We start from the raw sequence: 25,436 nt of genomic DNA on the forward strand, positions 1-25,436 counted from the left end.
GTCCTGCCCTTCGCTTCCACGGCGAAGGGCAGGACCTTTAGGTAAGGCGGTGTGCCTGATTCTGTTTAGCGCAGGTCCACGCGCTTGAGCTGCTCATAAATGGGCTTCAAGTCAATGTTAAGCACGCCCATCTGCGTAGCTAGGAAACCGAGTCCACCAACGACAGCGCCCAAGATTCCTAGGCCTGTAGCTAGGCCTGCGGCAAATTCCTTGCTGCTGCCTTCCTTGCCGGCGTCATCGGACGGGTTGGCAGCGTCTTCTGGCTGCTCTGGGTCGTCTGCTTGGCCGGTGCCATCGTTCCACCACTCATCAAAGGTCAAGTTGGCTACCAGGGTGTTGTCGATGTAGTCACCGCGGACCGAATCGGTCCCAAAGATACGGGCCATGATGTCCCCGGAGCCGGCGCCCTTGAAGAAGAACGGCACCAACTGGTTGGTGTGCTGACCGGAGTACCAACCGTGGCGAGCAACCTTGCCCTTCTCACCTTCCATAGCGTTGAAGCGGTTATCCGCCTCAGGGTTATCCTCAGTCGGAGCCTCGTTCGCACCGGAGAGATAGCCGGTTTCGTGGTCTGCGGTAACAACCAGCAGGGTCTCCTCCCAGGAAGAATTCTCCTCGACCCATTTGATGGCGGCATCGACCGATTTGTTGAAGTCCTGGGTTTCTTCGATATCGCGCACCGGGTTATTGCCGTGTCCGGCCCAGTCGATGGCACCACCCTCGATCATGACGGAGAATCCATCTTCATCCTGTCCCAGTGCGTTGAGTGCGCCGGTGGTCATGGTGGGGAGATCCACGACGTCGTTAAGCGGATCAGAGTACGGCTCCTTCGCCTCGCCAGAGCGGGAGTTCTGCAAGGTGGATCCTACCTGTGCGATACCCCAGTACTTCTGATCCGGCTTGACGTCGCCTTCCGCCATCTTCTTGAAGTCATCGTTGGACTCAAAGTAGTTCCAGTCGGTCTCGCCAGCGGAAAGCTTGGCGTAGTCCTCCTCATACATGAAGCTGTAATCCGGAGTATCGACCTTTTGGTGGTCATTGTCGTAGAACGGGTGACCAGCTGCCATGACCACGTCGAGGTCGCTGCCAAGCATCTCGCGGCTGATGTCCGGCAACTTATTGCGGTCCATGTTGTGCGCGGCCCACGCCGCCGGAGTGGCTTCGGAATAGAGAGTGTCTGATGGTTTGTGTGTGGGTTCCCAACCTGCATAAGGAGATAAGCCAGAATGACTACTGTGACAAGACGAGATCCGGCTGATAAGGCCAAGATTGATGCGATTGAAAAGAAGTTGCTTGCTAACCCAGAAATCGCGAAACTGATTGATGACCTAGGCACGTCCACGACGGATGCCAATGACCTGGTTCGCGGCATGTTACAGGCCTCGATTACCAGAGGCCTCAACGCTGAAATGGATGCCCACCTGGGCTACGAGTCTGGCGACAGGAGCGCTAAAGCTGCTGCTGGGACAGACAATCACCGCAACGGGTCGTATCCAAAGACTGTGGATTCTAACTACGGGCCAGTTGCCGTTGATGTCCCGAGAGATCGGGCTGGAACATTCTTGCCAACTATGGTCCCTAAAGGTTCTAGGCGCTTGACTGATGTCGATGACATGATTGTCAGCTTGTACGCCGGTGGGATGACAATTAGGGATATCCAGCATCATATGGCAACGGCGATGCGTGTTGATATTTCTCATGAGACGATTTCCGCAGTCACCGATGCCGTCCTCGATGAGGTCATGGTCTGGCAAAACCGCCAGCTAGACGAGTTCTACCCGGTCATTTTCCTGGACGCGCTGCGCATTAAAATCCGCGATGGCGGTCTAGTGGTCAATAAGTCCGCGTACATGGCAATCGGCGTGGCTCTCGACGGTATCAAGCACTTTTTGGAATCGTGGATTGCCAAAGAAGAAAGCGCTTCATCCTGGGCGCAAGTATGCGCCAATCTTTCTAACCGTGGGGTTAAAGACGTCTTTATCGTTTGCTGTAACGGGTTCAAAGGCTTGCCGGAAGAAGTAAAGGCAACCTGGCCGAACTCTATGGTGCAAACCTGTATCGTGCACCTGATTCGTGCCGCTAACCGATGGGTAGCCTACAGGGATCGCCGGGGCGTATCGGCCGCGTTGAAAAAGATTTACACCGCCACGGACGAGTCCACAGCTCAGGCTGCCTTAGACGAATTTGAAGCCTCTGAATTGGCAGAAAAGTATCCACGCTCAGTCAAAGTCTGGCGAGATGCATGGGCGCGTTTCGTACCGTTTCTCCAGTTCCCACCAGCAGCCAGCAAGGTCATTTACACGAAGAATTCGATTGAATCATTCAACAATGAACTGCGGAAAGCTACCCGCAACAGGGTGCAGTTCACTAACAATGAATCAGCGCTCAAGACGCTATGGTTGATGATCTGCAATATCGAAGACAGACGAGCTGCCAAGAGAGCGAAGCAGGGCAAACGAGTCTCAGCGACAACCGGCAGACTCATGGAAGGGACCCGAGTTTCCGGCTGGAAACAAGCCATTAACCAAATGGCCGTGGCCTACCCCGACAGCTTCGACAAATACCTATAAACCTAGCCCCACACACAAACAACTTGACACCCTCCGAACAAGCAAGCATTGATAGATGCAGGTCTGCACTACATTTTGTCGGTGAAACCCCACCGTGCCTGAGGTGATTGAAACCTGGCGGCGGGAAATCCCTGGTGAAGCCTACGCCCACGGCCAGATCTGGACACAAGCCTCGGCAAGCGATGCGCGCAAACACACAACCCCGAATACGGTGACCCACTTCCAGTACTCCTATGATCGGGCCAGACGCGGCCTGCGCGGAATCAAAGAGCAAGTCGCAAAAGCCAAACGCGCTGTTGACGGCGAAATCGCCATTAAGCGCAACCGCTATTTCGATCTTTCCACCCCGAACAAGAAGGTCAACTACGCTCTTGCTGCCAAACACCGAGCCCTAGCCGGAATTAAAGGCTATGAAACCGACCTGACCGCTCTTCCCGCCCAGGAGGTTATCGGGCATTACCGCAGGCTATTCCACATTGAAAATGTCGTATCGGATGTCGAAATCAGACCTGAAAGCACGCCCAATCTATGCGAGGAAACAAAACTCGATCACAGCACATCTCAATATTGTGATGGCAGCACTAGCCGTGACCCACCTGATGGAGACCCGCAGTGGTCACTTCATCAAACGCCTCGTGAGAACACTCAAGAAATACCGCAGCTTTCAACTCGTCGTTGGCGGCGAAACCATTCACGCCGCCGTACCATTCCCGCCCGACCTCACTGCCACCATCCAAGTAATCACCGGCCGCGAACTTCCGCACAAAATTGGCCTAAGTCAGGTTAGAAGGGAATCAGCACACCGTCTCGTGGGATTCGTGCTCTGGGTGCTCAATCTGGATGGTGGAGTGCTCGATACCGTGTTCGCGCAGGGCCTGCTGGGCGGCATCCAACAGCGGGCCGGTGCCGACGGTGCCGTCGCGCACGATATGCACGGTCGTGAGCACGTTCACGCCGTCCAGGCTCCACAGGTGCAGGTCGTGGATGTCAGCAACGCCCTCGACCTGCCGCAGCGCGGGCTCGATCGCACTGGCGTCGAAGTCCGCCGGGACTTGCTCGAGCAGCACGCTCGCCGAAAGCCGCATGAGCTGCCAGGCGCGCGGCAGCACCATCGCCGCGATCGCTAGGGAGGCGATCACGTCCGCCGCCACAAACCCCGTGGTCAGTACCACGATGCCGGCTACGATTACTGCGACCGAGCCGAGCATATCCACTAACACGTGCAAGAACGCGCCCTCCACGTTGATCGAGGATTTGCGGTGCCGGTGCAGAACCCACGCCGATAGCGCATTCGCCACCAGGCCGATCACCGCGATGATCAGCATCGTTTTTCCCTGCACTTCGGCCGGGCTCTGCAGGCGGCGCACCGCCTCGACGACAATCCACACCGAGATCGCCAGCACCATCACTGCGTTCGCCAGTGCAGCAAGCACCTCCACTCGTCGGTAGCCGTACGTGGCCTGAGCCGATGCTTGTCGGCGCCCAACCAACACCGCTAACACCGCGATGATCAACCCCGCAGCGTCGGAAAGCATGTGCATCGCATCCGCCATCAGCGCCATCGAACCCGCCAACCAGCCGCCGATCAGCTCCGCAAAGAAGACGGTGCCGGTAATGCCTAGCGCAATCAAGAGTGCGCGCAGCGGCGTGCTGGAGTGATCGTGGTCGTGGTGCTCGTGTGCCATGCACTCAGCCTATCCCCGTCGACGCTTATTGACAATTAAATGAAAATGGATGGCGGTAAGCGCAGCCACTGAGGCCAAGTCGGCCTGATTTAGGTCATTGTGCAGTTGTCCTTTGAATGTGTAGAGAAGCTGAAACATGAACAACCAAAAAGTACTGCAGCCGCATGTCAGGAAAGCAACCGCTGAGTGTACTCGAGGTAAATATAAATCTACATTTGTATAAATGTATATAGAAAAGCGCCGCGACCCGTGGAACGTGTTAAAGGGTGGGTCGCGGCGCTCGTGCCAAAAATCTACTTCTTGGTTTCACCCAACAAGTGACACTGAATCATGTTGGTATTGCCGGCAATTCCTGGAGGGGTACCAGCAATGACGACAATCATGTCACCTTCTTCGTACTTATCCATCTCCAGCAATGCGTCATCGATGGCTGCCATCATGTCATCGGTGGACTTAACGTGCGGACTCAAGAAAGTCTCAGCACCCCAGGTCAACGCCAGCTGGGAACGAACGGCCGGATCCGGGGTAAACGCCAACAGCGGCAGGTGGGAATGCAGGCGGGCTACACGCTTGGCAGTATCACCGGAGGTAGTGAAGGCCACGATGGCCTTAGCATTAAGGCGCTCTGCAATATCGCGAGCGGAGTAGGACACCACACCACGCTTGGTGCGCGGAACGTGGGTAAGCGGTGGAACCTTGCCGCCGTCTTCAGCATTAGCCACAATCTTGGACATGGTGCGCACAACGTTCTGCGGGTCAATGCCCACGGAAGTCTCACCAGAGAGCATGACAGCATCGGCGCCATCGAGCACGGCGTTGGCCACGTCAGATGCCTCTGCACGGGTCGGGCGCAGGTTGGAAATCATCGAATCCAGCATCTGGGTAGCCACGATGACCGGCTTAGCGTTTTCACGCGCAATCTGGATAGCGCGCTTCTGGAACAGCGGCACACGCTCCAGCGGCACCTCGACGCCGAGGTCACCACGGGCAATCATGATGGCGTCGAAGGCCAGCACGATAGACTCGAGGGCATCGACTGCCTCCGGCTTTTCCAGCTTCGCAATAACCGGAACGCGGCGACCTTCTTCATCCATAATCTCATGGACCTTATCCACGTCAGCCGGGGAGCGAACGAAGGAAAGCGCGACAAGGTCTACGCCAAGCTTCAGAGCGAAGCGCAGGTCGGCGATATCCTTCTCCGACAGGGCCGGCACGGAGATATCCATGCCAGGAAGGGAAACGCCCTTGTTATTGGAAACTGGGCCGCCCTCGGTAACCTCACACACGACGTCATTGCCGTCGACTTCCTTACAGACAACGGCGACCTTTCCGTCGTCGATAAGCAGGCGGTCACCCGGCTTGGCGTCCTTGGCCAAGCCCTTATAAGTGGTAGATACTCGGTCGTGGGTGCCTTCGATATCGTCCACGGTAATGCGGACGATTTCACCGTTATCCCACTGCTCCTCGCCGTTAATAAAGCGGCCAAGGCGAATCTTGGGGCCCTGCAGGTCCGCCAAAATACCGACGGCGCGGCCGGTCTTATCAGTAGCCTGGCGCACCCAGTTGTAATTCGCCTCGTGGTCCGCGTGCTCGCCGTGAGACATATTCAAGCGGGCAACGTCCATGCCGTCTTGAACGAGGCGCAAGATGCCATCCTCGCTAGCAACGGCAGGGCCGAGAGTACAAACAATCTTCGTTCTTCTATCCAGCATTATTGGCCTATTCCGTCGGGGGAAATTGAACACTCCCCAACCTACTCCTTCGAAAGGATTGGGGCCACAATTTCTCGGGTTCAGTTTCTGAACGGACACCCCAAAATGCCCTATTTCCCACAAAACCAAACCCACCCGGACACACTTGGGCAGTGTTTACGTCGATAAAGAACCCGGTTGTTGCCCGTCAGATACGGCGTGCTCATGGCTGTGCCCATCAGTATCCCGGCGCTCCGCCCAATACTTAGGATCCACCTCTTCGGGGGACTCTGGGCCCTGGCGGTGCCTATCAAGCACGAAGAAGACAACCGCGGCGATGATAAAGATCACTAGGGAGACGATGAGATTCACGCGGACTCCAAAGATATGGGTCGCCTCATCGGAACGCATCCCTTCAATAAAGAAGCGGCCCAATGTATAGCCCATGACATAGAGGGCAAATACGCGCCCGTGCCCCAACTTCCATGCTTTGTGAGCCCACAAGAGGAAAAGGCAGACTAGGACATTCCACACGAGCTCGTACAGAAAGGTCGGGTGCACCGAGGTCATGACCTCCCCCGTGGAGTGTCCGGAAACGGGAGCATAGCCGCCATTTTCATTGACTCGGTAGTAAATATCTAAAGCCCATGGAACGTCGGTCGGGCGCCCGTAGAGTTCTTGGTTAAACCAGTTGTCTAGCCGCCCAATCGCCTGCGCGAGGACCAGGCCCGGGGCCACGGCATCAGCGAAGGGGCCGAGTGGCACCTTCTTCACTTTGAAAAGTATCCACAAAGCCAGCGCGCCGAGAGCAACAGCACCCCAGATGCCAAGGCCGCCATTGGTAATCTTTAGCGCGTCCGCGGGATTGCAGCTATCGCAGAAGTACTTCTGGTTATCGGTAATGACGTGGTAGAGCCGCCCGCCAATGATGCCGGCTGGGATGACCACGATGGCGGCATCCCATACTGTGTCTGGGTTACCGCCGCGTGCGGTATAGCGGCGTAAGGTCATTCGCAAGGCGACGATAATACCTACGATGATGCATAGCGCATAGGCACGAATGGGAATGGGCCCCAACTGCCACACGCCCTGCGGCGGAGACGGAATATTTGCAAGAATTTCTGTGTGCACGTAGCCAGTGTGCCTTATCCCCCACCCCACCAGCTAGTTGGGGCCTTATTCTATCTTGCGCGCGGGACACGCTGGATGCTGCCCGGCAGCCACCAAAGAGCGCGCCAGCGCCGTAGGATCCTGGGCAGCCATGACTGATTCGCCCACCAAAACTGCATCGGCGCCGCGTGAAGCATAGTGAAATAGGTTGCGCGCGTTGTTTACCCCGCCTACTGCGATGCGCAGGATCGATTCTGGCAGGCCTGGAGCAATATCGTTAAACGCCTCGCGGTTAATGGCATCCGAAGCCAACGACCATGCATTAATGGCGATGATGCTACTTCCTGCCTTGATTGCTCGGTCGACCTCGGCGCAGTTGCGCACCTCAACGATGGCGGCCATCCCGAGCGATTCCACCCGGTCCAAAAGTGCTTCCAGGCGAGCTTGCTCTAAGAGTTCAACCTGCAGCGGAATAGCATCGGCCCCAAAGCACCGGGCTTCATGAATTTGATAAGGGTCCACGATGAGATCGCGCGACATCATGGGAATATCAATCGCAGCACGGGCAGCTGCCATGTCTTCTAAAGAACCGTGGAAGCGGCGGAAATCAGTCTGGCATGCCATGAGATGTACACCGCAGTGTTCAAAAGTGCGAGCCCATTCCGCCATCTGTTCCGCAGAGCCAACATGAGCGATTTCGCCGCCGTAGGGTACGGCGCGCTTGAGCTCCGTGATAACCGAGCAGCCTGTGCGCAGCAAAGCCGCGCGGGCATCCCGGGGAGGTTCCATGTCACGCGAGCGCGCCTTCACCTCTTTAAAAGACACGCGGGCTTCCCGCGCAGCGACGTCCTCCAAGACTCCTGCAACTAGGTGGTCAACGGCAATGGGCGTAGGCATCAGCACCTCCCTCCACGGGCGATTAAAATCACACTTAGGTTAACCCGCGCAGGTACAGTTGCGGAAATTGCACAGGCAGCGGGGCTATTTTTTGTCCATATCGGTGGGATCAATATCACTATCAAGGGCGTCCCACATCACGCGCCCAGAGTCGGAAGAGGTTTCCAAATCCTCCTCCAACTTTGCCTGCCGTGCCGCTGGGGTTTCGTATTTGCTAGACGCCTTCGCCTTATCCACGCCTGGATTGCGCGCAAGCATGACCGCACCGAATAGGGCCGCTGCCGCACCTATTAGGGCCAGAATTGGTCCTAGGGAATGCACCTCGGTGGAAACGACCGTGGCCCAGTCAGAAATCTGGGCAGAGTCTACGGCGTTTTCATTGGCCGAGGCTCCCTGCAAGATCTTCTGCGCGCGCTCGGCGTCCGCGCCCGCCGTCAGTAGATTTACCGGGGTCCATGCACTAGCCGCGGCCGCGAGGGCGCACACGATGCCCACTACTCGCCTACCTATGCGCCGCAGCGCCATCCCCGCGACGGCACCGGCTACCAGAACTAGGGTCAAGGCCATGATTTCCAGCGACCAGGCCGAGCCGATGATGTCATTGGCCGCAGAGCCGGCTTTGTCGTCCTCGCTGGCGGCTCCCACCCACGTAACACGGGAGGACAGCCACACTACGATGGCTCCTACAGCGATAAGTAGTGGTCCAAGGCGTCTAGCCTTCACGGTTGCCCTCCTAGGAGATCGGTGGCGTCAAAGCAGGTGCGGTCACCGGTATGGCAGGCGCCGCCGCGCTGCCGCACGGTCAGCAGAATAGTATCTCCATCGCAGTCAAGGCGAACGCCCAGCACCTCTTGGGTATTTCCAGAAGTTTCTCCCTTGACCCAATATTCATTGCGCGAGCGCGAAAAATACGTTGCCTTGCGGGTGGCGAGGGTACGGGCCAAAGCATGGTCATCCATCCATGCCATCATCAGCACCTCACCGGACTCAGCCTGGGCAATGGCCGGCACCAAGCCTTGGTCATTGCGCTTGAGCTGCTTGGCGATGTCCCCGTCAAGTTCATAGTCGGCCGGGTTACTCATCGGCGCACCTCGTAACCTGCGGCATCTAGGGTGTCCTTTACGTCGCAAATTTCTACCTCACCAAAATGGAAAATGCTTGCGGCCAAAACGGCATCGGCACCGGCCGCAACGGCCGGTGGGAAATCCGCGGCGCTGCCCGCACCGCCAGAAGCGATGATGGGAATAGTCACTGCCTCGCGCACGGCATACAGCAGGTCCACATCAAATCCTTGCTTGGTGCCATCGCCATCCATCGAGTTGAGGAGAATCTCCCCTACTCCGAGTTCCTCGCCACGGCGAGCCCACTCAATGGCGTCTATTCCGGCCGACTTCGTGCCACCATGCGTGGTGACCTCGTAACCAGAGGGCGCAAACTCCTCCCGGCACCGGCGGGCATCAACGGACAGCACGATGCATTGGGCCCCGAAAACCTCGGCCATTTCGCGCAGCACTTCCGGATTCTTAATCGCTGCAGTATTTACGGAAACCTTATCTGCACCGGCGCGCAGTAGCTCCCGGACGTCGTCGACGCTGCGTACCCCGCCGCCGACTGTTAGTGGGATAAATACCTGGTCCGCAGTGCGGCGTACAACCTCTAGCATGGTTGAACGCCCTTGCTTTGAGGCAGATACATCCAAAAATGTAAGTTCGTCAGCGCCTAAGGAGTCATAACGCGCGGCCAACTCCACCGGGTCACCGGCATCGCGCAGGTTTTCAAAGTTAACGCCCTTGACCACCCGGCCTTGGTCCACGTCTAGGCAGGGGATAACACGTACGGCTACAGCCATATCGGCCGCCTCCTTTGTGAGAATGAAGTCTTAGCGGTGAAAGGAACCGCTATGACGGGACAGGATGTCCACGATAGTGGCATGGACCTGCGGGGTACCTGCGACCAAGCCACGCGACTGCGCAGTCCACGGATTTCCTTCCGGATCAGTCACTACTCCGCCGGCGGTTTGAATTTGCAGTGCACCAGCGGCGTTATCCCACGGGTGTGGGGAGAAGTTAATCGCGCCATCAAATACGCCCTGCGCAACAAAGGCATTATCCAGCCCCACTGAACCGGTCATCCGCGGGCGCAGGCCGGTTTCGCGCAGCTCGTGGAAGATCTCAGTGGGCAGATGAGAAGAGCAGCCCACGTGTCCGCGCGCTTCATCGAAGCCCATCGCGTCCTCCCCACCGCCGAAGCCAGTAGCAGGCCCGCCTACTGAGCGCAGAGGAGAGCCATCGCAAGTGACCAAACGTCGCCCCAATAATGGGAAATCAGACACCGCTACAACAGGTGCGCCCTTATGGATGAGCGCCACCAAGATGCCGGCTAAAGGGTTTCCAGCGGAGTAATTTGCGGTGCCATCAATCGGATCTACTACCCAGACGGTATCTAGCACGCTGCCGCCGGATTCTTCTCCATAGACCGGGATGCCGGTCATTTGAGTCAAAATATCCCGCAGCTGTTGCTCGATGACGAGATCTACCTCGGTGGCAAAATCTCCCTGCCCTTTAAAGCGGGCGGGCTGCGCACCGAGGCCGGAACGAAAAATGGGTTCTACTTGGTCTACGGCCGCCTCCGCGAAGGCCACCAACTCGCGGGGTTCCATCATGGCTTAGTTGTCCTCAGGGTCGAACGGGTCAATGGTTTCTTCCGCCGGCAGCGGCTCTACCTCGGCCACTGCTGTGAGAGCTTCTTCGAGGCTGAATTTCCCCTCGTAGAGGGCTTTTCCAATAATGGCGGAATCAATGCCCTCATTTTCATAGAGAGCAAGCTCGCGCAGGTCTTCCACGCTAGAGATACCACCGGAGGCGGTGATTTTAGCTTCCGTAGCCATGGCGACCTCGCGCAGCAGCTCGATATTCGGTCCGCTTAGCGTGCCGTCTTTAGATACGTCTGTCACCACAAAGCGCTGGCATCCGGCAGCATCGAGGCGCTCGAGCACCTCCCACAGGTCGCCGCCATCGGAAACCCAACCATTGCCCGCAGTGCGCCACTCGCCGCCTTCCTCGCGCACGGCGAGATCCACGGCAACCTTATCGCCATAGCGCGCAAGGATATCTTCTATCCATTCCGGCTGTTCAAGAGCAGCGGTGCCAATATTAATGCGCTGCGCACCGGTAGCCAGCGCGCGCTCCACCGCGGCATCGTCCCGAATGCCACCGCTAAGCTCCACATTTACCCCCAGATCGCGAGTAATCATCGCCATTTCTTCGTGGTTGGAGCCCCGGCCGAAGGCCGCATCCAAATCCACAAAATGCAACCAGTGCGCACCCTGGGACTGCCACTTTTGTGCGGCATCGCGCGGGGAACCATACGAGGTCTCGGTGCCTGCTTCGCCTTTATCCAAGCGCACGGCTTGGCCTTGAGATACATCGACTGCTGGCAAAAGCGTAAAAGTCATATTCTTCATCCTACCTAGAGCATGCGCATCCAGTTTTCCAAAAGCTGAGCACCGGCGTCCCCGGATTTCTCAGGGTGGAATTGAGTCGCCCACAGGGCACCGTTTTCTACCGCCGCGACGAACCTATCGCCCGCGTGCTCCGCCCAGCTCACCTGCGGCGGACGGGTAATTTCCGTTTCCAATTCCCAACGGCGAACGCCGTAGGAATGTACGAAGTAGAAACGTTCGTCTTCCGGTAGTCCGGCAAACATATCGCTGCCGACGGGTACTTCCACGGTATTCCACCCCATGTGCGGCAGCACCGTAGAGTGCAACTTTTCCACGGTGCCGGGCCACTCGCCGCAACCGATGGAGTTGATGTTGTGTTCCACTCCGGCGTCGAAAAGCACCTGCATGCCTACGCAAATGCCCAACACCGGCCGCTCTCCTGCCAAGCGCTGGCCGATGACCCGAGGGCCCTGCACCGCCCGCAGCCCGCGCATGCAGGCAGCAAAGGCACCCACCCCAGGGACAAGCAGACCGTCCGCTACCACCGCTTCCTTGGGGTCCGCGGTAACGGTGACGTCCGCGCCCACCCGCTCCAGCGCACGCTGGGCTGAGCGCACATTGCCCGCGCCATAATCCAATAATGCGACCGTCTTTGCCATGGGCTATACCTTACGCATGCGACGCAGACGCGTCCGGATATCGTTGGTTTCGCTCACGCGGGTGCGCCCAAGGACAAAATCTGCCGACGTCATCACAACGCCTGCGAGGAGGATGACCACGCCGGCCCCAAAAGCCCCCGCATAGCCGTAGCCGGCAACCAAGGCACCCAAGAGGGTCGAGCCCAAACCGGTGCCGCCGTCATAGAAGATATTCCAGATGGCAGAAGCCTCCGAGACCCGCTCGCGCGGCAGGCGATCAAACATCGACAGCAGCGCCTCATTTTGGGCAATACCGAACGCACCACCGAACAGGAAGGCACCAAGCACGAGCCACCATACGGAACCATCGAGATAAAGAGGAACGGCAATGGCAAGCACGCCCACGATAGCCATTACCTGGCCGGGGATGTAGAGCCGGCCGGGAGTGCCCACGCGGTCTGCCACCATGCCCGCGAGGTAGCGGAAAATCATGGCGGCGCCGCCCACAATGGATAGCATGATGCCGGCCAAGCTGGCGCCGCGCTCTGCATCGAGTTCTTGTACCGCCGGCGGCAGGAAGGATGATACGGCGCCATAGCTCATAGAAAACGTCGTTAGCGCCAGCGCAGGAACGAGCACTAGCTTCCACGTAGGAACGCGGATAAGGTTCGGCTCTTCTTCGGTATCGGAGGCGAGCGTGACCTTGATCTTGGGAATGCGCAGGCACAGGCCAAAGCCCACGAACCCAATGACTCCGGCGGTGATATACGTCGAGGCATAACCCAGCTTTTCCGCCATGGACAATCCCAGTGGCAAAAAGACCATTTGGCCTAGGCCAGTGAAAACACCAATCATGCCGGTGGCCTTGCCCAGCAGGCGTACCGGCGCCAGTTCCGCAATGAGCGCGGACTCAGAAACAGTCAGCGCGCCAAAGCCCACGCCGCGCAGAGCAGAAAAGAGCAGGACAACCCAAGCATCGGTACCCAAGAGGTGGCCAAAGGCAGGTACACCCAGGGTAAAAGCGGACAGTGCCATCACGCGGCGGTAGCCCCACCGGCGTAGGAGCCACGGGGAGATGATCTGGGTAAGCACGGTGAAGGCCATGAAGATGCCCGTGGATGAGCCCGCCAAGGTAGCTGAGCCGCCGGAGTCAATAACCGCTAGCGGCACCACTGGAAGGAGGATGGACCAAGCACCGAAGGCTGCGGCGATGGCCAACATGGTCGCGGTATAACCCGGAACCTTCCAGATATTAGTTTCTTGGGTATTGCTCATTTACCGAACGCTCCTACCATCCACGAGATTGCTGCCACCACGGTGATTGCGGCCAATAAAGAGGCTACTACTGTCATTGCCTTCGATCCCTGTTGGTAGGCAGACCACGCACCGCCCACCAACATGCCGGCGACGAGGAAGAGGACCAAGATCATAAAATGCATGCGTTCTAGAGTGCTCCCTTCGTCGAAGGAATGCCAGTCTGGCGCGGATCGAATTCCACCGCACCGCGCAACGCACGCGCTACGGCTTTATACTCCGCTTCCGTAATGTGATGCGGATCGCGACCATAACGCACGTTGAGGTGGAGCGTTACCGCAGCATGGGTGGCAAGCGTTTCAAAGAAGTGGCGGTTGATCACCGTGGCGTAATGCCCACCGATGGTCTGCCACTGCAGGTGCTCTGGTTCGCCGTTCATTACAAAATAGGCGCGCCCAGAAAAATCCACCACCGCTTCCACTAAGGCCTCATCCATGGGCAAAAGCTGGGAGCCAAAGCGGCGAATGCCGGCCTTATCCCCCACCGCCTTACGCAGCGCGGTGCCGAGCACGATGGCGGTATCTTCCACAGTGTGGTGGGCATCTACCTCCACATCGCCCTCAGCCTGCACAGTGAGATAAAAGCTGCCATGAGTAGCAAAGGCCGTGAGCATGTGGTCAAAGAAAGGCAGTCCGGTGGAAATATCGCTTTGTCCCGTGCCATCGAGGTCAATGACCACAGAAATCTGCGATTCCGACGTCGCCCGCTGGGCGCGCCCTACGCGGTTGCTCATGCTTCGCTCCTTTCTCCTGCGACCGGGAAATCAGCCACTACTGTATCCGCAAGGTCCTCAGCTACGGCCAAAAAGGCCGAATTTTCTTCTGGCAGCCCCACGGTCATGCGCAGGTGGCCTGCGATGCCAACATCGCGAATGAGCACTTCCTTATCCAAGAACTGTTGCCACACGCGGTGTTGGTCAGCAAAGCGGCCGAAGAAGAGGAAATTGGATTCGCTGGGTAAAACGGTATAGCCCAATTCGCGCAAGCGAGTGGCCACCCGCTCGCGCTCGGCGGCAATCTTTTCCACGGTGGCGAGCGTATCCGCACTATGGCGCAGCGCCACCGTCGCCGCCGCTTGGGATAGCACGGAAAGGTGATACGGCAGCCGCACCAGCATCACGGCCTCCACAAAGGCCGGGTCCGCCACGAAATAACCGAGGCGGCCGCCGGCAAAATCGAAGGCCTTAGACATGGTGCGCGAGACCACCAGCTTCGTGGGGTATTTCTCCAGCAGCGTCACCGCAGATGCCGAGGAAGAAAATTCGCCATAAGCTTCATCGACGATGAGGATGCCCGGGGCGGCGTCGGCAAGCGCGGCAATATCGTCCACGCTGGTCACCCCACCGGTGGGGTTATTCGGCGTAGTCACAAAGATGATATCCGGCTGGTGCTGCGCGACAGCTGCGAGCGCCCGGTCCATATCGATGCGGAAATTCTCATCGCGCGGGCACTCCAGAAACTGCGTGTGAGTCCCATCCGCGAGGATAGGGTGCATGGAATAAGACGGGGTGAAACCGAGCGCGCTGCGGCCTGGACCACCGAATGCCTGCAACAGCTGCTGCAAAATCTCATTCGAGCCATTGGCCACCCACACCTGCGCATAGCCCACGCGCACGCCGGTTTGTTCAGATACGTAGTCCGCCAAGGATTGGCGCAGCTCCACCGCATCGCGCTCCGGATAGCGATTGAGTGTGGTGGCAAGGCGGCGGGTTTCCGCGACTAGGTCATCAACCAGCGCCTGCGAGGGAGGATAAGGATTTTCGTTGGTATTGAGCTGGTAGGCCACGTGGAGTTGCGGCGCCCCATAGGCAGACTTGCCGCGCAGCTCCTCGCGCAGGGGAAGATCATTCAAGTGCGTCATTTAATTCTCCTCGAATCGGGCGCGGATAGCCTCACCGTGGGCAGGCAACCCCTCGGCCGCCGCAAAAGCGATAACGTGCGGGGCAATCTCTTCCAACGCAGCTCGGTCATAATCAATAAGGTTGACCGGCCGCATAAAGGTATGGGTAGAAAGGCCGGCAGAAAAACGCGCCGTACCGGAGGTGGGCAATACGTGATTGGAGCCGGCCGCGTAATCTCCGAGCGGCACTGGAGCAAAGTCCCCTACAAAGATCGCACCGGCGTGCTTAATCCGCTCGGCCACCGCGCCGGGCTCTGCGGTGTGGATCTCCAAGTGCTCAGCAGCATAGGCATTGGCCACCGCCACCGCTACATCCAGGGAATCGACCAGCACAATTCCGGATTGCTCGCCGCCTAGGGCTTCGGCCGCTCGCTGCGCATTTGCGGTGGCGCTGTAGCGCGCTTCTACCTCGGCATTCACACGCTGAGCTAAGCTGGGCGAAGCCGTAATGAGCACACTCGCGGCCATCGGATCATGCTCAGCCTGGGAGATAAGGTCATAGGCCACATACACCGGATTCGCGGTGTCATCAGCGATAATGGCGATTTCGGTCGGCCCGGCCTCAGCATCAGTACCCACCACGCCGCGCACCAACCGCTTGGCCGCGGTGACGAAGATATTTCCAGGGCCGGTAATCATGTCAACCGGAGCTAGTCCGGCGTCATCATCTCCGTAGGCCATCAGCGCGACGGCCTGGCCGCCTCCTACCGCCCAGACCTCATCCACGCCCAGCATCTGGCACACGGCCAGCACCGTGGGGTGCGGCAGACCGCCGAATTCTTTTTGTGGCGGCGAGGCTACCACTAAGCTTTCTGCGCCGGCCGCCTGCGCCGGCACCGCGTTCATGATCACAGACGAGGGATAGACGGCCTTGCCTCCCGGCACGTACAAACCGACGCGCTCGATGGGGCGAAAGACCTCGGTCACCGTGGCGCCCCGAGCCAGTTCGGTGGTATGTGCGGTCGGCTTTTGTTCGAGGTGGACCTTGCGGACGCGCTCAATCGAGGCCTCAATTGCTCGGCGCACCTGCGGGTCTAAGCCAGCGACGGCCTTGTCCAATTCCGCTTGCGGTACCCGCAGGTGGAGCGGGCGCACGCCATCAAAAAGTTCGCTGTAGTCCAGTGCCGCCGCGGCGCCTTCTTGACGGACGCGATGAACCATTGGCGCCACTTTGTCCACTACAGCGGCGACGTCGGTGCCGCCGCGTGGCAGGACTCGCCGCAGCTGGGCAGGGCGCAGCTCTGTGCCGCGCAAATCGATGGTTCGAAGCATTTCCGGCTCCCATTATTCTTATCGGATTTCTATTATTAAACCAATATCCTAATGTCCAAATGCCAGCGAGGGGGCGGGTTTGGACGATAGACTCGGACTCAACACAGCTTTAAGGTGGTGGCAGTGATGAGCGAGAGTGATCCTTCCCTTCTGCTTGCGCATGTCCGCGCCATCGCCCGCGAACATGGCTTGTCCTGCTGGGCGCTACCCTCAGGCGAACTTTTAGTACCCCACTCAGCCGGCGGATCTACCTTCATCTTTATAGACCAGCTAGAAGAACCGGTACTCCACCTACACACCAGCCCCCGCGGCGGCGTAAATCTCAGCGAAATATCCGAACTAGCGCGTGTGGCCAACGAGTGGAACCACGATTGCCTCTCACCGGCGGTAGTGGTTGATTTTGACCAGCCTGAGTGCGTGAGCGTATCCGGTCATAGTTATCTACCTGCGGATATCTCCCCGAGCCGGGAACAGCTCGCGACGTTTGTCTTACCGGCGCTGCGCAATGCCGAGGTCCTCATGGACTTGCTTGCCCAATCCCGTCCAGGCCTCGTGCGCGAAGCCTCACCGGAGCTAGACCCGCTTGCCGACGCCCCCTTAGAGCCCTTCACCCTCGATAGCCTGGCCGAAATCCTGCCGCTTATCGGAATCCAACGCTTCCAAAGCGACGGCGCCACGGCTATCTACGCGTGGGTCAATGATGTTCTCTTTTCCTTCGCTTTAGACAACGGCCCCAGCCTTATCATCAAGGGACATTGGGACCCTAGCTTGGAGGAAGCGGAATTTACCCGCCTATTCCTCATTTGCAATGACTGGAATCGCGCCCATCACGGCGCCGTTGCATATTGCCACCACACCGCCGAAGGCCTGCAGGTGCGGATGGATGCCACCACCATTGCCGCCGCCGGCCTAACGCGGCCCCAACTCTTTAGCGCTATCGGCCGCGGCCTTAAACACATCCTGCACGGAATCGATGACATCGCGCAGGAAGTTACCGGCGCCTCCCCCGTGGAATGGCCCTAGGCGCGCGGCTTACCAATCATCATCGGAACTCACAAAAGCCGTGGACCAGTAGGAAAACATCGCCATGAATGGCGCCACCGCCCAAGAGATGGCCGGGGAGAATTTCGGTGCAAATTCTACGAACTCTCCTGGGTTTTCGGGCGGATGCGTGGCGGTGACCCCGCCAAATACGTAAAACGAGGCCGCGCCTGCCAAGGCGCACACGCCGACCCACAAGAGCATCGACAAGCCCCGCCCTTGCCGTCGCAGATATGCACCCAAGCCCAAAAGCAGTCCGAGTAGGCCAGTTATGAGGGCAAAGGTAATGAAGGCGATGAACTGGGCGCTGCCCATCGCTTCGATGGCATAACCGCCATCGTCTACCTCATGGCCGGCAAGTGTCGGACGGAAAAGCCCCCACAGCGCACCTGCCACGCCAAAGACCAAGAGCGCACACGCGAGTAACCCCGCACCAAAACCTAGGGTGCGGGGTAAGCGGCGCTGGGAAAGAGACAATTTAGTTGCAGAAGGTCCAGTTGCCATTCTCGCGACGGAAGCGAACCGTAGAGGTCTCATTGCCCTCAGAGTTGGACACGCTCACGGTTGCAGAAGCATCGTCACCGTTGACCACAATGTCGTTAACAGACTGCAGCTTGGTCGACTGCGGGATGGACTCCAGCTGGCTAGCGAACTTCTCTACCTCACCGTTGCCTCCGCCCTGCTGGCGCATGGTGTTGGCGTACTCAGCGAAGGACTGGTTCGGCAGGCTATCGACGTACTGCTGGTACTGGCCAAACTCCTTGGCCTGGCCTTCACGCACGGCTTGGCAGGCGTGCTGCGGCATGTAGTTGAAGTATTCCTTCACATTATCGATTTCGTGCTGGCCGCGGACCAGCTGCTCGATGGCCTGCTTGTCAGCATCATTTGCGTCCTGGCCACCTTCAATCGGCTTGATGTCCTTCGCCCCAGCGAAAGGATCCTCGCCATTATTTAGCGGGTTGGCCATCTGATCTGGGCCCTCGCCAGGGGCGCCCTCGCCGTCTTGGCCCTCTGCACCAGCAGCGCCGTCCTTGTTTTCGCCGTCCTTGTCTTTATCCTTATCCTTGTTTTTGTCCTTGTCCTTATCGGCGTCTTTGTCCTGGGACTTGTCTGCAGACTTATCCTCAGAAGACTTGGAGGCAGTGGTGGCGGCAGCCTTCTTAGAATCGTCGTTGTTGTCATCCGAACCACATGCAGCCAGCGCCAAGGGGGCAACCAGCGCTACTGCGATAAGGGACTTCTTAGCAGGGGTCAAAAAGGACAAGGGAAAACTCCTGAATCAATCTTGCGAATGTGAAGCGCCTTAAGGCAGCTTCTTTTTGTCTTCGCAATACTAACAACACCACGATGGAAATGACATTGATACTCCATTAAAGGAACCTGTGAGCTACCGCCCCGCTAGTCCTAGTCCGTACAATCACCAAGGTGCATATCAATCGCGAGAGTATTATCGACGCCGCTATTTCCTTGCTTGATACCTATGGGCTGGGCGACGTCACCATGCGCCGCGTTGCATCCTCCCTCGGCGTTGCCCCCGGCGCGCTTTACTGGCACATTGCCAATAAACAGGCGCTCATTGCGGCTTTGGCTGAGTACATTATCTCCCCCGTTTCTGGGGAGTCGCTCGAGGAGCTCAGCCTCAGCCTGCGCGATGCGCTACTTGCCCACCGCGACGGCGCTGAGGTAGTCATTGCCGGTCTCTCCCTGCCTCAGGCCCCCGCCTGGGACTACCTCTTATCCGTCTTTTGCTCTGCCGCAGCGCGTGGTGCCTATGAAGCCGACAGTACCCACCGCGCCGCCGCCCTATCGGCTATTCACCTCGTACTCGGTGCCACCTTGATGGAACAGTCCCAACGCCAGCTTGCAGAAACCACCGGCGAGGCTCCTGGCTCTAATTATCGCGACGACCTCCATCGCGGCATTCGTATTATTCACGCTGGGCTTACGCACGGCACTGGAGACTAAAAAGTGGTTATGCTCGTGAGCATGAACACTCCCGCCATGGACGCAGTCCCCACGCCCACCGAGCGCTACGGCCGCCAAATCTGGCCTGGCAAACCTACCCCACTGGGATCCACCTTTGACGGATCCGGCACCAATTTTGCCCTATTTTCTGAGGTTGCAGACAAGGTCGAGCTCTGCCTCATCGACAAAGAAGGCAGTGAAGAGCGCATAGAAATGTCAGAGGTCACCGCCCATGTGTGGCATGTCTACCTCCCCAATGTCACCCCTGGCCAGCGCTATGGCTACCGCGTTTATGGCCCCTATGAACCTGAAAACGGCCTGCGCTGCGATCCTTCCAAGCTCCTCGTAGATCCATATGCCCGCGCCTTCGACGGCGAATTCGACGGCGATGCCTCCCTATATTCCTATGACATCCACGCCGAAGAACCTGGCACCGGCCGCAACGAAGAAGATTCGCTGGGCCACACCATGCTCTCCGTGGTCATCAACCCTTTCTTTGACTGGCGCAGCGACCATCGCCCGCACATTCCAGACAACGAGAAGGTCATTTACGAAACCCACGTCAAGGGCATGACTATGACCCACCCAGACGTGCCGGAAGAACTGCGCGGTACCTACGCCGGCATGGCGCACCCCGCCATCATTGACTACTTCAAGGAGCTCGGCGTCACCACCGTCGAGCTCATGCCCGTCCACCAATTCTTGCAAGACGATCGGCTGCGCAACTTGGGCCTGCGCAACTACTGGGGCTATAACACCTTCGGCTTTTTCGCCCCGCACCATGACTACGCCTATGCCAAAAAGCCAGGCGAGGTGGTCTCCGAATTCAAGACCATGGTCCGTGCCTTCCACGAGGCAGGCATCGAGGTAATCCTCGACGTGGTTTATAACCACACCGCCGAAGGCAACCACATGGGGCCCACCATTGCCTTCCGCGGCATTGACAATGGCGCTTACTATCGCCTCGTCGAAGGCGATGAAGCCCACTACATGGACTACACCGGCACCGGCAATTCCCTCAATGTCCGCAACCCGCACTCGCTGCAACTGATTATGGATTCCCTGCGCTACTGGGTCACCGAGATGCGAGTCGACGGCTTCCGCTTCGACCTGGCGGCGACTTTGGCGCGGGAGCTTGACGACGTCGATAAGCTCGCTACCTTCTTCGACCTTGTCCAACAAGACCCCATTGTCAGCCAGGTCAAGCTCATCGCCGAGCCCTGGGACATTGGCCACGATGGCTACCAGGTAGGCAACTTCCCACCTATTTGGAGCGAATGGAACGGCAAGTACCGCGATACCGTCCGCGATTTCTGGCGCGGTGAGCCCGCTACCCTGGGTGAATTCGCCTCCCGACTGACCGGCTCTTCGGATCTTTATGCCGATAATGACCGCCGCCCCACCGCTTCTATCAACTTCATCACCGCCCACGATGGCTTTACTCTGCGCGACCTCGTGTCCTATAACGACAAGCACAACGAGGCCAATGGCGAGGACAACCGCGACGGCGAGTCCTTCAACCGCTCCTGGAACTGCGGTGAAGAAGGCCCCACCGATAACGAAGAAATTCGCAAGCTGCGCCGCCGCCAGGTGCGCAACTTCCTGACCACTCTCCTACTCTCCCAAGGCACTCCGATGCTCTCGCACGGCGATGAGTTCGGCCGCACCCAAGACGGAAATAATAACGTCTACTGCCAGGACAACGAGCTGGCATGGATGGACTGGTCCATGCTGAAAGAAGAAAAGTCCGCCGCCATGCTGGGATTTACCAAGCGCGTGCTGGCCATTCGCAACCACCACCCCGTATTCCGCCGCAAACGCTTCTTGGCCGGTGGCCCGCTAGGCGCGGATGTAAAAGAACGCGATATCGCCTGGCTGGTCCCCTCTGGTCGCCTGATGACCCAAGACGACTGGGACCACGATTTCGGCCGCGCTCTTATGGTCTACCTCAATGGCAATGCCATCACGGAGACCACCTCCCGCGGCGAACGTATCACCGATGATTCCTTCATCATGATATTCAACTCCCACGACGGCGAAATCGAGTTCACCCTGCCTACCAAGGATCTCGGCGCCACCTGGCGGCTGATGGTCGATACCGCCGATTCCGGCGGCTACCCCGCGGAGGAAACCCTCATTGAGGCAGAGGGTACGATCACGGTGCAACCGCGTTCAACGCTGATCTTGCGTCAGGTTGAGCCGCCCGTTTTTGACTCCTAGAGAAAGGCCCCTCGTGTCATTTCCCGCGCACGGCGTACTCATCGATGTCACAGCGGATAAACTCGTGCTCCACCGCACGCTGCTGGCCACCAGCCTTGGCGCCCCCGCCACGCAGGATATCCCGCTCGATTCCATCGACACTGTGCGCGTGAATGAACCGACCGCCACCGGCTTTGGCGCCCTCGACCTTGGCGCCGCCGGTTCCATCGCTTTCGCCCCGCACCAAGACCCGCAGGCCGTCGCCCGCGCCATCGCCGCCGCCCAGCGCGGCGAGGCCCCCTCCGCCACCGCCACCATCCCGGGGCTCGATTTCACCGCCGTGGATGTAGAAACGGCCAATGATAACTGGGGCTCTATCTGCCAAATCGGCGCGGTTCGCTTCCGCGATGGCCAAGAGACCGACTCCCGTTCCTGGCTGTGCACCCCTCCGCCGGGCCTAGAGCACTTTGCGGATATCAACGTCTCCATCCACGGCATAACCGCGAGCGATGTGGAAGGGGCGCCAGCTTTTGCCGACGTCGCCAAGGAGCTCTTCGACTTCCTCGGCGGCGACGTACTTGTCGCGCACAACGCCCAATTCGATTCCACCGCACTGCGCTCCGGCCTGCTTGCCGCCGGCGCCGAGGTACCCACGGTGCCGCTGGCATGCTCCCTCGCGCTAGCCCGCGACGCCTCTAAAGCCAAGGTAATTTCGGTGCGCAATCACAAGCTGCCCACCGTCGCAGCCCACCTTTCCGCTCCGGATTTTAGCCACCACGACGCCACCGAAGATGCCCGCGCAGCCGGCGAAATCATCGCCCGCTTGGCAGAGCGCTTCGGACACACCGGCAGCATCCGCGATCTATTCACCGCCCGCGAGTTCACCCTTGGCCGCCTCGAGTCCACGGCCGTCCTTCCCGTCCTGCGCGCCCACACGGCCCCGACCTCCGGCGCCGACCTCGGCGCAGGCACCGACTTCCGCGACCAAACCCGTGCGGCCGGCTCGGCAAAAAAGAAGTCCGGTGGCCCCGCCCCCTGGCAGTCTGTCGCCACGCCGGATACTATCCCCGAGCCCAATCCAGACGCTGATCCGGAAGGCGCACTTTATGGCAAGCATGTCACCCTCACCGGTGATTTCGAGCCCTATGACAAGGGGGTGCTGTGGCAGGGCATCGCCGAGCGCGGCGGCCAGGTAGCCAAAAACGTCACCAAAAAGACCACGCTGCTTATCGTGGGCGAATGGGCCAAGAAAACCTCCAAGGAAAAGCGTGCGGAGGAACTGCAGGCCAAGGGCCAAAAAATCGACATCTGGCCGGCCGATAAGCTCTTTGCCGAACTCCAACTCGACGCCGAGCCGCCCTTTTAATTTTCCCGGGAACCAAACGGCGGTTTCTCCAGTCCAATAAAGGCGACTGCACCCTACCCCACTGGAGAGCCCCGTCGTGACCGTCGCCCTGCGTTCGCCGCGTCCTACCACCGCAAACCTGCTGCCTGCCCTCTTTGCCCGTTCCTGGCTGAAAGAACAGCGGCTTTCCGACGACGGCTTTTGCGATTCCCTTGCCACCATCCAGCTCTCCCCCAGCCTGTCCATGGCGCTTGTCTTTCCAGGCAAGCGTAGCTTTCGCCGACTAAGCCACCGCGGCTTGGCAGACATGGACATTTCCACGCGCCGGGCGTGGAACCACGCCTCACATAACCTGCAACGCGCCGCCCTCGATTCGCAGGGACTGCGTTTCTGGACTCGTCCGGCTGCCTGCGAGCTCCCTTCCGCCTCCCACCTCGGGGGCCTACAGGTTCGCTCCCACGGCGCACCGATTTCCTCCTGGATCGCTCACCCAGAAACATTTACTGTGCTGGACAAGCACATGCGCCGCCTCCTGCGTTCGCACTCGCTGACCTACCTTGTCCCAGACTCCGCCACCCTCTTCGTTTTTGCCCGCCTGCCGGACACCTATGCCTGCCAGCTGGCTGCCGATGCCGTCGCGCGCGTGCCCTACCATCGCACCGTGCTCCACCCGCGCCCGCTAGTATGGTCTAACGGATTCCCGCGGGAGTTATGAAAGGAGCACCATGCCGGAAAGTAGGATGTCGCGGCTAAGCAACCAGTACCACGACTGGGCGCGCAACCACCCCACCGCTGCGGGGGACTTCCGCACCGCCATCGAGGATCTCCTCAACGACGCCGGCATCATCTTCGACCGCGTTTCTACCCGCGTCAAGACTTGGCCCTCGCTTAAGGCAAAGGCCAAAAAGCGCCGCGAGAACGGCGATTTTGTCTACCCCCAGCCGTGGCAGGAGATCCACGATGTGATGGGGGTGCGGGTCACGCTGTTTCACTCCACCGCGATTCCAGAAGCGCTGAGCGTTTTTGGTGAATCGTTTAAAGTCGAGCGTTCCGTTGATAAAGCAGCCGAGACCCGCATTTCCGGCGGCTTTGGCTACGGCTCCCACCACCTCGTGCTCACCGTGACCGAAGATAGCGCTGCCGCAATGGAAGAGCTCGCGAACTACGTAGGTTGGACCTTTGAGGTGCAGATTCGCACCGTTCTGCAGCACGCATGGGCGGAGTTTGAACACGATATCCGCTACAAGCAAGGGCCCAACCCACCCTCACCTGAAGTGGACCGCCTCTTTACCTTGGCCGCGGGGCTTATCGAGCTTGCGGACCAGCAATTCGACGAGATTGCTGCACTCAAGGCCCCAGGTACGGAAACCGATCGGGACGTCGAGCTTACCGCCGAGACCCTACCGGGCGTGCTGGCCATTATCCTGGGCAACCGTTTCCCGCTCTCGCGCTCGGAGCACTACCGATTCTTGGCGGAGTTATTGGAGCAAAACGGCGTGCGCCACTTGAGCCAGCTCGAGCAGCTGCTTGACGATACTGCCATTGCCCACGTCCACGACGCCATGCGCTACCGCTTTCGTCCCGGCCAGGTGCGGCTTATCGACGACTTGCTGCTCAACAAATTTGGCAAGCAGCATATCGAGGCCACCGCCGAATCCGGCGACCGCCCGGGCCGCAAGCGTCGGCTTACTGCGCGCCTGAAGGCCTTGCGCGCTGCCCACTAGTTTCGGCTGATTATCGGAAACCGCCGCGGAATTTCTCCATATCGCGTCGTTCCTTCTTCGTCGGTCGGCCCGCCCCGCGTGGGCGCACGGGTACCGACGGCATAAACTCCTTGGGTGGAGGCGGCGGCGCATGGTCCGTGTAGCACGTACGCGCCACGGGTGCGCCCACGCGCTTGGCCACAGTCGCTAAGACCTCAAGGTCATGCTCGTGGTGATTGCGCCACACGCGCACACGGTCGCCCGGCACCACCTGCTGGGAGGGCTTGACAGCCTCGCCATTTATCTTGACATGCCCGGCGCGCACGGCCGTCGCGGCCGCCGAACGGGTCTTAAACATGCGCACGGCCCACACCCAGGCATCAATCCGGACGGGGCGGCCGCTAGGTTGCGGTGCCGGCATCTAATACTGGTTGTGGTTCTCGTTGACGATTTTCTGGATCTTCAGCCAGTTATAGCCGCCACCGACTACGGCGACGATGGCACCCACCAACATCCAGGCCCAGAAACTTGCCGCAGATAGCACGCCCAGCACTGCTCCCACGCCGAGGCCGCCAACCACGCACACAACGGCGTTGCGGGAGTGCTTGCGCACCTGCTGCTTGCGCTGCGCAATGGGGTTATTCGGTCGCTGCTGCATACTCATG

The 25,436-nt window shown here is 59.1% G+C and carries 27 protein-coding genes and 1 pseudogene; 8 read left to right on the plus strand and 20 right to left on the minus strand.

The window, feature by feature from the left end:
• Positions 1-65: 65 nt before the first annotated feature.
• Positions 66-1,325 carry an alkaline phosphatase gene (locus tag WMQ00_RS02400; protein ID WP_308767323.1) on the minus strand — a complete coding sequence of 420 codons (1,260 nt, stop codon included), beginning with the start codon at positions 1,323-1,325 and terminating at the stop codon, positions 66-68.
• Between WMQ00_RS02400 and WMQ00_RS02405 the strand changes: the two genes are divergently transcribed.
• Both WMQ00_RS02405 and WMQ00_RS02410 read left to right on the plus strand, forming a co-directional pair.
• On the plus strand, positions 1,227-2,570 hold the full coding sequence (locus WMQ00_RS02405) for an IS256 family transposase (protein ID WP_023021258.1): 1,344 nt from the start codon (positions 1,227-1,229) through the stop codon (positions 2,568-2,570). The genes WMQ00_RS02400 and WMQ00_RS02405 overlap by 99 nt on opposite strands.
• Before the next feature lie 36 nt (positions 2,571-2,606).
• Positions 2,607-3,334 (plus strand): annotated as a pseudogene (locus WMQ00_RS02410) (IS1634 family transposase); the annotation flags it as partial.
• A gap of 30 nt (positions 3,335-3,364) precedes the next feature.
• Here WMQ00_RS02410 and WMQ00_RS02415 read toward each other — a convergent pair.
• From WMQ00_RS02415 to hisD, 15 genes are all read right to left on the minus strand, one after another.
• Complete coding sequence (locus WMQ00_RS02415; RefSeq protein WP_005328806.1) at positions 3,365-4,255, minus strand: cation diffusion facilitator family transporter; 891 nt, start codon at positions 4,253-4,255, stop codon at positions 3,365-3,367.
• 293 nt (positions 4,256-4,548) lie between these two features.
• Positions 4,549-5,964, minus strand: coding sequence for a pyruvate kinase (gene pyk, locus WMQ00_RS02420; protein ID WP_340440656.1), 1,416 nt, complete (start codon positions 5,962-5,964; stop codon positions 4,549-4,551).
• Between the two features lie 159 nt (positions 5,965-6,123).
• The gene (lgt, locus tag WMQ00_RS02425; RefSeq protein ID WP_340440635.1) at positions 6,124-7,077 is read right to left on the minus strand and encodes a prolipoprotein diacylglyceryl transferase; all 954 of its coding nucleotides are present in this window, start codon (positions 7,075-7,077) and stop codon (positions 6,124-6,126) included.
• Between the two features lie 45 nt (positions 7,078-7,122).
• Positions 7,123-7,953 carry an indole-3-glycerol phosphate synthase TrpC gene (locus tag WMQ00_RS02430; protein ID WP_198491659.1) on the minus strand — a complete coding sequence of 277 codons (831 nt, stop codon included), beginning with the start codon at positions 7,951-7,953 and terminating at the stop codon, positions 7,123-7,125.
• A gap of 84 nt (positions 7,954-8,037) precedes the next feature.
• A complete protein-coding gene (locus WMQ00_RS02435; protein WP_340440636.1) occupies positions 8,038-8,676 on the minus strand; it encodes a TIGR02234 family membrane protein in 639 nt (212 codons plus the stop codon).
• Complete coding sequence (hisI, locus tag WMQ00_RS02440) at positions 8,673-9,035, minus strand: phosphoribosyl-AMP cyclohydrolase (RefSeq protein WP_340440637.1); 363 nt, start codon at positions 9,033-9,035, stop codon at positions 8,673-8,675. Before hisI ends, WMQ00_RS02435 begins: the two co-directional genes overlap by 4 nt.
• A complete protein-coding gene (gene hisF, locus WMQ00_RS02445) occupies positions 9,032-9,802 on the minus strand; it encodes an imidazole glycerol phosphate synthase subunit HisF (protein WP_239204304.1) in 771 nt (256 codons plus the stop codon). The genes hisI and hisF overlap by 4 nt, the downstream gene beginning before the upstream one ends.
• A 30-nt stretch (positions 9,803-9,832) precedes the next feature.
• Positions 9,833-10,615: an inositol monophosphatase family protein gene (locus tag WMQ00_RS02450; RefSeq protein WP_023021251.1), complete on the minus strand. Its 783-nt coding sequence runs from the start codon at positions 10,613-10,615 to the stop codon at positions 9,833-9,835.
• A 3-nt stretch (positions 10,616-10,618) separates the two neighbouring features.
• The gene (priA, locus tag WMQ00_RS02455; protein ID WP_340440638.1) at positions 10,619-11,407 is read right to left on the minus strand and encodes a bifunctional 1-(5-phosphoribosyl)-5-((5-phosphoribosylamino)methylideneamino)imidazole-4-carboxamide isomerase/phosphoribosylanthranilate isomerase PriA; all 789 of its coding nucleotides are present in this window, start codon (positions 11,405-11,407) and stop codon (positions 10,619-10,621) included.
• 14 nt (positions 11,408-11,421) lie between these two features.
• Positions 11,422-12,054 (minus strand): imidazole glycerol phosphate synthase subunit HisH, encoded by a 633-nt coding sequence (hisH, locus tag WMQ00_RS02460; protein WP_340440639.1) that lies wholly within the window; start codon positions 12,052-12,054, stop codon positions 11,422-11,424.
• Positions 12,055-12,057: 3 nt separating this feature from the next.
• Positions 12,058-13,308, minus strand: a complete 1,251-nt coding sequence (locus WMQ00_RS02465) for an MFS transporter (RefSeq protein ID WP_340440640.1) — start codon at positions 13,306-13,308, stop codon at positions 12,058-12,060.
• Complete coding sequence (locus tag WMQ00_RS02470) at positions 13,305-13,472, minus strand: hypothetical protein (RefSeq protein ID WP_005324605.1); 168 nt, start codon at positions 13,470-13,472, stop codon at positions 13,305-13,307. Before WMQ00_RS02470 ends, WMQ00_RS02465 begins: the two co-directional genes overlap by 4 nt.
• A gap of 5 nt (positions 13,473-13,477) precedes the next feature.
• Positions 13,478-14,080, minus strand: coding sequence for an imidazoleglycerol-phosphate dehydratase HisB (gene hisB / locus WMQ00_RS02475; RefSeq protein ID WP_340440641.1), 603 nt, complete (start codon positions 14,078-14,080; stop codon positions 13,478-13,480).
• Complete coding sequence (locus tag WMQ00_RS02480) at positions 14,077-15,207, minus strand: histidinol-phosphate transaminase (RefSeq protein ID WP_340440642.1); 1,131 nt, start codon at positions 15,205-15,207, stop codon at positions 14,077-14,079. Before WMQ00_RS02480 ends, hisB begins: the two co-directional genes overlap by 4 nt.
• The gene (gene hisD, locus WMQ00_RS02485) at positions 15,208-16,518 is read right to left on the minus strand and encodes a histidinol dehydrogenase (protein ID WP_340440643.1); all 1,311 of its coding nucleotides are present in this window, start codon (positions 16,516-16,518) and stop codon (positions 15,208-15,210) included.
• Between the two features lie 126 nt (positions 16,519-16,644).
• Here hisD and WMQ00_RS02490 point away from each other — a divergent pair, with 126 nt between their 5' ends.
• A complete protein-coding gene (locus tag WMQ00_RS02490) occupies positions 16,645-17,541 on the plus strand; it encodes a YbjN domain-containing protein (RefSeq protein ID WP_239207542.1) in 897 nt (298 codons plus the stop codon).
• A 9-nt stretch (positions 17,542-17,550) separates the two neighbouring features.
• On the opposite strand, the gene WMQ00_RS02495 is transcribed toward WMQ00_RS02490, so the two are convergent.
• Entirely contained in the window at positions 17,551-18,063 is a 513-nt protein-coding gene (locus tag WMQ00_RS02495; RefSeq protein ID WP_239207541.1) for a hypothetical protein, read from the minus strand.
• Positions 18,038-18,823, minus strand: a complete 786-nt coding sequence (locus WMQ00_RS02500) for a hypothetical protein (RefSeq protein WP_200288888.1) — start codon at positions 18,821-18,823, stop codon at positions 18,038-18,040. Before WMQ00_RS02500 ends, WMQ00_RS02495 begins: the two co-directional genes overlap by 26 nt.
• Before the next feature lie 161 nt (positions 18,824-18,984).
• Here WMQ00_RS02500 and WMQ00_RS02505 point away from each other — a divergent pair, with 161 nt between their 5' ends.
• The 5 genes from WMQ00_RS02505 (at position 18,985) to WMQ00_RS02525 (ending at position 24,792) form a co-directional block, all read left to right on the plus strand.
• Positions 18,985-19,524: a TetR family transcriptional regulator gene (locus tag WMQ00_RS02505; protein ID WP_023021240.1), complete on the plus strand. Its 540-nt coding sequence runs from the start codon at positions 18,985-18,987 to the stop codon at positions 19,522-19,524.
• 21 nt (positions 19,525-19,545) lie between these two features.
• Positions 19,546-21,744 carry a glycogen debranching protein GlgX gene (gene glgX / locus WMQ00_RS02510; RefSeq protein ID WP_232212598.1) on the plus strand — a complete coding sequence of 733 codons (2,199 nt, stop codon included), beginning with the start codon at positions 19,546-19,548 and terminating at the stop codon, positions 21,742-21,744.
• Between the two features lie 13 nt (positions 21,745-21,757).
• Complete coding sequence (locus WMQ00_RS02515; RefSeq protein ID WP_023021238.1) at positions 21,758-23,089, plus strand: exonuclease domain-containing protein; 1,332 nt, start codon at positions 21,758-21,760, stop codon at positions 23,087-23,089.
• 76 nt (positions 23,090-23,165) lie between these two features.
• Positions 23,166-23,783: a hypothetical protein gene (locus WMQ00_RS02520; protein ID WP_023021237.1), complete on the plus strand. Its 618-nt coding sequence runs from the start codon at positions 23,166-23,168 to the stop codon at positions 23,781-23,783.
• Between the two features lie 10 nt (positions 23,784-23,793).
• Entirely contained in the window at positions 23,794-24,792 is a 999-nt protein-coding gene (locus tag WMQ00_RS02525) for a GTP pyrophosphokinase (RefSeq protein WP_023027873.1), read from the plus strand.
• 10 nt (positions 24,793-24,802) lie between these two features.
• Here WMQ00_RS02525 and WMQ00_RS02530 read toward each other — a convergent pair whose 3' ends face one another.
• Positions 24,803-25,192, minus strand: a complete 390-nt coding sequence (locus WMQ00_RS02530; RefSeq protein WP_023021235.1) for an RNA-binding S4 domain-containing protein — start codon at positions 25,190-25,192, stop codon at positions 24,803-24,805.
• The gene (locus WMQ00_RS02535; RefSeq protein WP_200288887.1) at positions 25,193-25,435 is read right to left on the minus strand and encodes a hypothetical protein; all 243 of its coding nucleotides are present in this window, start codon (positions 25,433-25,435) and stop codon (positions 25,193-25,195) included. It abuts the gene before it with no gap.
• Position 25,436: the final 1 nt, after the last annotated feature.

The sequence above is a fragment of the Corynebacterium sp. KPL2825 genome (assembly GCF_037908445.1).
In the GTDB taxonomy this organism is placed as follows: domain Bacteria; phylum Actinomycetota; class Actinomycetes; order Mycobacteriales; family Mycobacteriaceae; genus Corynebacterium; species Corynebacterium kefirresidentii.